This window comes from Xenorhabdus bharatensis (assembly GCF_037996705.1).
Taxonomy (GTDB): domain Bacteria; phylum Pseudomonadota; class Gammaproteobacteria; order Enterobacterales; family Enterobacteriaceae; genus Xenorhabdus; species Xenorhabdus bharatensis.
Genome location: NZ_JBBMXG010000011.1, coordinates 174,456 through 180,500, shown reverse-complemented (window position 1 = coordinate 180,500; position 6,045 = coordinate 174,456). Strand labels below are relative to the sequence as shown.

6 protein-coding genes, 2 tRNA genes and 1 rRNA gene are annotated in these 6,045 nt (G+C 42.1%); 7 read left to right on the top strand and 2 right to left on the bottom strand.

Annotated features, from left to right (window positions below):
- From rrf to AAC855_RS12575, 3 genes are all read left to right on the top strand, one after another.
- Positions 1-91: ribosomal RNA gene (gene rrf / locus AAC855_RS12585) — 5S ribosomal RNA — on the top strand; the annotation flags it as partial.
- A gap of 52 nt (positions 92-143) precedes the next feature.
- A tRNA-Asp gene (locus AAC855_RS12580) sits at positions 144-220 on the top strand.
- 8 nt (positions 221-228) lie between these two features.
- Positions 229-304: transfer RNA gene (locus AAC855_RS12575), tRNA-Trp, on the top strand.
- A gap of 152 nt (positions 305-456) precedes the next feature.
- Here AAC855_RS12575 and hdfR read toward each other — a convergent pair.
- Positions 457-1,293: an HTH-type transcriptional regulator HdfR gene (gene hdfR / locus AAC855_RS12570; RefSeq protein ID WP_340610009.1), complete on the bottom strand. Its 837-nt coding sequence runs from the start codon at positions 1,291-1,293 to the stop codon at positions 457-459.
- A 116-nt stretch (positions 1,294-1,409) separates the two neighbouring features.
- Here hdfR and AAC855_RS12565 point away from each other — a divergent pair, with 116 nt between their 5' ends.
- Positions 1,410-1,748, top strand: a complete 339-nt coding sequence (locus AAC855_RS12565; protein WP_340610007.1) for a MaoP family protein — start codon at positions 1,410-1,412, stop codon at positions 1,746-1,748.
- A gap of 56 nt (positions 1,749-1,804) precedes the next feature.
- On the opposite strand, the gene AAC855_RS12560 is transcribed toward AAC855_RS12565, so the two are convergent.
- Positions 1,805-3,331, bottom strand: coding sequence for a YifB family Mg chelatase-like AAA ATPase (locus tag AAC855_RS12560; protein WP_340610006.1), 1,527 nt, complete (start codon positions 3,329-3,331; stop codon positions 1,805-1,807).
- Between the two features lie 567 nt (positions 3,332-3,898).
- Between AAC855_RS12560 and AAC855_RS12555 the strand changes: the two genes are divergently transcribed.
- The 3 genes from AAC855_RS12555 to ilvM all read left to right on the top strand — a co-directional run bounded on the left by AAC855_RS12555 (position 3,899) and on the right by ilvM (position 6,033).
- A complete protein-coding gene (locus AAC855_RS12555) occupies positions 3,899-3,991 on the top strand; it encodes an IlvGEDA operon leader peptide (protein ID WP_340610004.1) in 93 nt (30 codons plus the stop codon).
- Positions 3,992-4,132: 141 nt separating this feature from the next.
- The gene (gene ilvG, locus AAC855_RS12550; RefSeq protein ID WP_340610002.1) at positions 4,133-5,779 is read left to right on the top strand and encodes an acetolactate synthase 2 catalytic subunit; all 1,647 of its coding nucleotides are present in this window, start codon (positions 4,133-4,135) and stop codon (positions 5,777-5,779) included.
- Positions 5,776-6,033 (top strand): acetolactate synthase 2 small subunit, encoded by a 258-nt coding sequence (gene ilvM / locus AAC855_RS12545; protein WP_340610000.1) that lies wholly within the window; start codon positions 5,776-5,778, stop codon positions 6,031-6,033. Before ilvG ends, ilvM begins: the two co-directional genes overlap by 4 nt.
- Positions 6,034-6,045 lie beyond the last annotated feature (12 nt).

Below are 6,045 nucleotides of genomic sequence, written 5' to 3'. Positions count from 1 at the left end.
CACCTGACCCCATGCCGAACTCAGCAGTGAAACGCCGTAGCGCCGATGGTAGTGTGGGGTCTCCCCATGTGAGAGTAGGGAACTGCCAGACATCAATTTATCCGTGTTGCCGGCCCAAAAGGCAGCATGAAACAGCATTCGGTGGTGCGGTAGTTCAGTTGGTTAGAATACCGGCCTGTCACGCCGGGGGTCGCGGGTTCGAGTCCCGTCCGCACCGCCACCGTATTTAGGGGCGTAGTTCAATTGGTAGAGCACCGGTCTCCAAAACCGGGTGTTGGGAGTTCGAGTCTCTCCGCCCCTGCCAATTAATAACTAAGTAATAATTTTGTAGTTTTCAGATTAATAGCCCAGCTAATTTTAGCTGGGTTTTTTCTTTTTGTTTTTTTTCACTAATAATCCCTCCATAACCTTTCCGCTAAAAGTTTTATACGATATCAGTCTCTAGACTGAATGCCATCAATTTGTCACTGGCGCTTTTTCAACAGGTATTTTTAATAATTGTTGGATAAATGTATGTTGGTCGCTATTTTGTAACCACACGGCATATAGTGGTCGTTTAATTTGTTCGTTATCTGGTGCTACAACAAGTTGTGAATATTCTTCAAGCCAGTGAACAGGTAGAAATGTCGCGGCATTGACACTTTCCAATAACTCTCTGGCGATATGCGCTGAGGTAGTTGTTATGATAGGAGGGTGATCACTTTTCAGGATCAGTTGCTCTTGTTGGTGAAAATCAGCTCCCCATTCCAGTTTTATGTAGTTTTTTAAACCTTGTTCAAGATTATTCCGAGTAGTTAATAACACAAGCTGAATGCTCCCGATCAGCTGGCTCTGGAATTCATCCATTTTTGGTGGCTCTGTTGTGATTAAAAGATCTAACTCACGAGAGTGTAGCTGTTTAACCAGAGACTGCCGTGTAGAGACGCGTGATTCGATTCTTATTCCCTGATTATCACGATAAAACATATTCAGCCAAGGAGTTAGATAAGCTTCCCATAGAGATGCGGTAGCGCCGATAGAGAGTTCCGTATGTTGTGAGACATAGTTGATCTCTTTTTTCGCTAATTGCCAGGTATTCATTAACGATTCTGCATAGGGAACCAGACGCTCACCCGCCGCAGTCAGGCGAATATTATTGCGATGTCGTGTGAATAAATTAGCACCAAGTTGATTCTCCAGTTGTCGGATCCGAAAGCTAACGGCGGATTGTGTTAGATAGAGTGATTCAGCTGCCCGACCAAAGTGACGAGTCTTACTGACTTCCAAAAAGGTTTTCAGTAATTCGGTGTCCACATGCATCTCCAATAGTTTTTGTCGTTAAGATTTAAATATTTTGTTTTACAGAATGTCAAGCCTCCCTAATACTCCGCGCCATAATTAGTATGACAGTAGAGTTAGGAGTGTGTCAGATGGCTGAAAGCTTCATCACGACTAATCGTTTTTTTGATAATAAACATTATCCACGCGGATTTTCCCGTCACGGTGATTTCACCATCAAAGAGGCCCAATTGCTAGAACGTCATGGTCATGCGTTCAATGAATTGGATCTTGGTAAACGTGAACCACAAACAGAAGAAGAAAAACTGTTTGTATCAGTTTGCCGCGGTGAACGCGCACCTATAACAATAGCGGAAAAAGTATGGTTCAAGTATTTGGAGAAAATAAGACGTCCAAAACGTTTCCATACTCTTTCTGGCGGAAAACCACAGTTAGATCCTGCTGAGGATTTCACTGATAGTGATGATTAATATCATCATTGGGATGAAGGATCCATCAAGAGGGGCAAATATGCCCCTTTTCCACATTATCCAACCTGATTTTGTAGCTGAATAAGCAACCTATCCATGCTCCGATAGCTGAGTGCCTCCATAATATCTGGTTTTTCTATTTTCTTTTGCTCTTTTAAGTCTGCAATAGTACGTGAAACCTTTAAGATTCGGTGCCATGCACGTACAGATAGCCCCAGTTTTAGTAAAGTATTTTCCAGAAAGATGGCGTCTTCCATTTTTAGTTTGCAAACCTTTTCTGTTTGCTTACGGGTAAGATGAGCGTTTACATACCCATTACGCTCTATTTGTATGTTTCTGGCATTCTCGACTCTTTTTTTAACGTCGTGGCTACTTTCCCCATTTTTTACTGATGACTTGCTGAGGATCCCTGGGGGAAGAAGAGGAACGTCTATAGAAAGGTCAAAGCGGTCTAAAAATGGACCTGATAGTTTGGCAAGGTAGCGTAATACCTGCTGTGGACTGCTGCGATTATGTAATCCCTGATGATATCCTGTCGGGCTTGGGTTCATGGCTGCGATCAATTGAACCCGGGCAGGAAAACAAACTTTTGCTTTGGCTCGTGATATCACAATCTCACCAGATTCTAATGGCTCACGTAATGCATCAAGGACAGTACGGTTAAATTCTGGTAATTCATCCAGAAATAAAACACCATTATGCGCAAGGGAAATTTCGCCGGGTTTAGGTATTGAGCCTCCTCCAACAAGGGCTGCCATTGATGAGCTATGGTGAGGCGCTCTAAATGGGCGTATATGCCATTTTTGAGGGTTAATTGACTGACCAGACAGACTATTGATTGCAGCAACGTGTAACGCTTCCTGATGCGTTAGAGGTGGCAGTAGATCACATAGCCGGCTGGCCAGCATAGTTTTACCTGTACCCGGAGGCCCAAGTAACAAAAGATTATGACCTCCTGCGGCTGTTATCTCCAGAGCCCGTTTCGCTTGTTCCTGTCCAATAATGTCCTGTAGATCCAGAACAAGTGGCTCGGTTTGTAGAGTGATTGGATCAGGGGAAGATAAGATGTTTTTTTCACCTCGCAGGAAGTGGCAGACTTGCAGTAATTGGTTGGCTAATAACGTTTCATTTTGAGATAAAATAGCCAGTTCAGCTTTATTTTCTGCAGATAAAATCAACTGCCTACCAGAGTTTCTGGCACTAAGTGCAGCGGGAATTGCCCCCATAACCCTGCGTATCTCTCCAGAAAGCGCAAGCTCTCCTAAAAATTCATAATGATGTAATTCATTTGGCGGGATTTGCTCTGAAGCTGCCAGAATTGCAATGGCGATAGGTAAATCATATCTTCCCCCTTCTTTGGGCAGATCTGCTGGAGCCAGATTAACAGTGATCCTTTTTGCCGGGTAGGTAAATCCACTATTGATCAAGGCACTTCTGACCCGATCTCTGGCCTCTTTGACCGTAGTTTCGGGCAAACCAACGAGAGTTAAACCGGGTAGGCCGTTACTGATATGCGCTTCTATTGTGACAAGCGGGGAATCGACACCAATAGTGGCCCGGGTGTAGATAATCGCAAGGGTCATAATGCTTTCCTTAGCCCAAAAAATTCATCATGACTTGTTGAAAAATAATAAAAAGTCACTTTGTGTTATTTTGCGAAGCCTTTCGAAAATATAATTATTGTTATTACCAAACTGACATTTTTTAATTCTGGCTATTTTTTGTTATTTATTGATTCTATTATTAATTTACATTTTGTTGTGAATGAGTGGAATTGGTTTTATTCTGGGTTTTTATTATATTTATCATTACTTTTATTTAGTTAAAGGGATTATTTTCCTGAATTTTTATGGTAAGTGTTTTTGTGATAAATCCTGTTTTTATAATCGCCTACATACGATTTTCAGGTCATTAAGTTGCATTTTGATAATTTACTTAATTAATTATTTTACTGAAACGCGAGGTAATGATTTTTTCTTATCATGCACTAGATAAAATTTAGTGGATTTATCTGCTTTGGTTTTATCTTGCTGAAAATAATGAATAATATTAATTTTTTGTAAAAAAACAAAAATAATCATTGTCAACAATAATAGAAAGTGATAATTCTAAAATATATGTCGAGCCTATAAGAGTATGAACGAACTTTTATGAATAAATATGTTCTCGTGATTAGCCTAATTATTAGCGTGGTAGTGATTATTCTACCGTGCGGGGGCGCACTTGGACGAAGGAAGGCGTAGACATAAAATACAGCCAGATTTCACAAAGACCCCCGCCCTAAAAAATAGAGCGGGGTTTTTTTTTAGTACGAATAAATAAACAAATATAAAACAACATCACAAGAAGCCACTGACAGAGTAAATACCGATAGGAGGATGGCTATGAATGGGGCGCAATGGGTTGTACAGGCACTACGGACACAGGGAGTGGAAAAAGTTTTCGGTTACCCCGGCGGAGCCATTATGCCAGTGTATGATGCTTTGTATGATGGTGGTATTGAACATTTGCTATGCCGCCACGAACAAGGGGCGGTTATGGCAGCCATTGGTTATGCAAGGGCAAGCGATAAACCGGGGGTGTGTATTGCCACATCGGGACCCGGAGCAACAAACTTAATCACAGGGCTGGCTGATGCACTATTGGATTCTGTACCTGTGGTTGCCATTACCGGTCAGGTAAGTTCTGAAGTTATCGGTACTGATGCTTTTCAGGAAATCGATATGCTGGGGCTTTCTCTTGCCTGTACCAAACACAGTTTTCTGGTGGAGTCGCTGGAAAAATTACCTCAAATTATGGCGGAAGCTTTTTCCATCGCTATGGAAGGCCGCCCGGGGCCTGTGTTGATTGATTTGCCAAAAGATATCCAGTTAAAACAGGGGGATTTTACACCTTATTTGATCCCTGCTGTTACCCCATCTCCCCTTCCTGAGAGCGCACTAACACAAGCCCGCAATATGATGGCTTATTCTCAACAACCTGTTTTATATGTAGGAGGAGGGGTTGGGATAGCTGGCGCAGTACCTGAATTACGTCGTTTGGTAGAAGAAACGGGAATACCGGTTGTTTCTACTCTTAAAGGATTAGGGGCTGCAGATGCCCAACATGAATGCTATTTGGGCATGTTAGGAATGCACGGAACAAAGGCGGCTAACTTAGCTGTTCAGTCCTGCGATTTACTCATTGCCGTTGGGGCGCGTTTTGACGACCGGGTGACAGGAAAATTAGATACTTTTGCCCCCCATGCCAAAGTCATCCATATAGATATTGATCCGGCTGAATTAAATAAATTACGTCAGGCACATATTTCATTAAAAGGTAATTTAAAAACATTATTACCTTATCTACAGCAGCCTTTATCGATCGAAGCATGGCAACAAGAAGTTAAACAGTTAAAAGAAATACACGCATGGCGTTATGACTATCAGGGCGAAAAAATTTATGCCCCATCTCTACTGAAACTGATATCTGATCGCAAACCACTTAATACTGTTATCACCACAGATGTTGGGCAGCACCAAATGTGGACAGCGCAGCATATGACGTTTGACAGGCCGGAAAATTTTATTACTTCCAGTGGATTGGGAACGATGGGTTTTGGTATTCCAGCTGCAATTGGAGCGCAGATGGTTCGCCCGGACGATATGGTTATTTGTATATCTGGTGATGGTTCTTTCATGATGAACGTTCAGGAGCTGGGGACGATTAAACGCAAGAAACTACCGATCAAGATGGTTTTATTGGATAACCAGCGTTTGGGAATGGTCAAACAGTGGCAGGAGTTATTTTTTGACCGCCGTTATAGCGAAACAATTCTGTCTGATAATCCTGATTTTATTGCTTTAGCAAAAGCGTTTGATATTCCTGGTCAGCATATTACTGAAAAGTCACAGATAGATGCTGCATTGGACGCCTTGTTCAGTAGTGAAGGTCCTTATTTGCTACACGTATCCATTGATGAATTTGAAAATGTTTGGCCATTGGTTCCACCCGGTGCAAGCAATGCAAATATGTTGGAGAAGTTATTATGATGCAACATCAACTTGCTATTCAGGCACGATTCTGCCCTGAAATTCTTGAAAGAATTCTGAGAGTTACCCGTCACAGGGGGTTTCAGATATGCGCATTGAATATGGATCATACAATGGATAGTGATAGTGTATGTATTGAACTCACTGTTGCCAGCCAGCGCCCTGTAAATTTACTTTTTGCTCAGTTGGTAAAGCTGGTTGATGTTGCCGGTGTTGAGATACAACATAATAAATCACAATTGATAAGCGCATAGTGCGCGATGGAA

Bases quoted from the DNA above. Each gene is read 5' to 3' on its own strand.
- ilvM (WP_340610000.1), top strand. From the start codon at position 5,776: ATGATGCAACATCAACTTGCTATTCAGGCACGATTCTGCCCTGAAATT.
- AAC855_RS12560 (WP_340610006.1), bottom strand. From the start codon at position 3,331: ATGACCCTTGCGATTATCTACACCCGGGCCACTATTGGTGTCGATTCC.
- AAC855_RS12555 (WP_340610004.1), top strand. From the start codon at position 3,899: ATGAATAAATATGTTCTCGTGATTAGCCTAATTATTAGCGTGGTAGTG.
- ilvG (WP_340610002.1), top strand. From the start codon at position 4,133: ATGAATGGGGCGCAATGGGTTGTACAGGCACTACGGACACAGGGAGTG.
- AAC855_RS12565 (WP_340610007.1), top strand. From the start codon at position 1,410: ATGGCTGAAAGCTTCATCACGACTAATCGTTTTTTTGATAATAAACAT.